The sequence below is a fragment of the Polaromonas sp. P1_E3 genome (genome assembly GCF_056405935.1).
Genome location: NZ_JBFUBD010000600.1, coordinates 1 through 1,290, shown reverse-complemented (window position 1 = coordinate 1,290; position 1,290 = coordinate 1). Strand labels below are relative to the sequence as shown.

Below are 1,290 nucleotides of genomic sequence, written 5' to 3'. Positions count from 1 at the left end.
GAAGTCACCCTGTGCGTACTGAGGAAACAACCATAGCCTGTTACCAACTGTCAGCAGCCCTACGTACAAAGCGGCAACAACAGCGGTGTACACCAAGAAGCGGGTTGTCGGTTCACGTAGGAAGATCGCAAGTGTCGGAAGCAAAAGCAGGATGCTTGTAAACGGGCTTCGTTTGCTGCCACCCGTTAAAACAATCAAAGCTGAAACGAAGACAGCATTGAGGATAAAGACGACCTTGAACGAACTGCCCCTCGGGATCGTCGGAAGATAGAGTTCTCCAATGATTGGTTGCCAAGTCGAGAAAAACTCCTCTCCCAACACAATCGCGAATATCGCCACGATTGTCCAGACCGACAGCAGAACGATTGCTGACATCGAACTACCGGCCATAGCGCGTGACTTCATCAAGATCAACAAGGTGACAAGTGCAATCATCAAGAGGCAAAGCTGAATGACCACTGACGCCGCCGCAATCGTTGAAGGTTGAATCGATACTCCCATAGCACTCCCTGTAACGCCATGATACAACTGCATGGCGTGTAAGTACCATCCAGCATGCTCGGCTCTCTTGCTGAGGATGTATTCCCGAGTGCGTTCATAACTTCTTGTTAGGGGGCGACATGATTTCCAGCTTCTCAGACCACTTCGGTGTTGACCCTGAAGCTGTAGCCTTGGCCGGTGCGATGGACCCGATTCTCGGCATCGACACTCGGCTCTTCATTGATCCGAGACTTCTTCCTGGCGCTATCGCCCCCGAACTAAAGGGCAGCGCGGAGCGGGTACGAGACCACTTCGCCGCTGTACTGAAGCTCGTCGCCAACATCGCTAAGCCTGACGATGTGTTTTGGAGGAAAGCGGATGGATACTTGACCTTCCCAGAAGTACGTGGCCTTTGCATCGGGTATTCCTCAGGAGGCACTGCAGGACGTGGAATGGGGCCGCAGAAGCGGGCGCGATTGCTAGAAACGACTATTCAGATCGTGGGCTCCGGCATGGCTGATCCGGAGATGTTTGAACTCGCTGGCATCTTCGAGGAGGGTGTAGGCCCCGACCTCATCAGCGACATGGTGGCGAAGATCATCATGGAAGACCTCATCGCGTTCACTCAGCGGGTGTGCAGCGATCTTGGTGTGCCAATGGAGCCCCTCAAGGTTTCAAGTCATCATCCTCAAGAGGACTTGCCCAAGAATCCGCTTACCAATCTGCCGATAATTCTTGTACCAAAGGAGGTCCTGTGTGAACTGCCGGTGGCGGACACGTTCTTGGACATCGGTTTGGTCGCTTCCTTCA

2 protein-coding genes are annotated in these 1,290 nt (G+C 53.3%); one reads left to right on the top strand and one right to left on the bottom strand.

All coding sequences use genetic code 11. From position 1 onward, the window contains the following. The coding region (locus AC1D0Z_RS22060) for a hypothetical protein (RefSeq protein WP_477660282.1) at positions 1-534 on the bottom strand (534 nt) is incomplete at its 3' end. Positions 535-620: 86 nt separating this feature from the next. On the opposite strand from AC1D0Z_RS22060, the gene AC1D0Z_RS22055 reads away from it, so the two are divergent. Continuing rightward, the coding region (locus tag AC1D0Z_RS22055; RefSeq protein ID WP_477660281.1) for a hypothetical protein at positions 621-1,290 on the top strand (670 nt) is incomplete at its 3' end.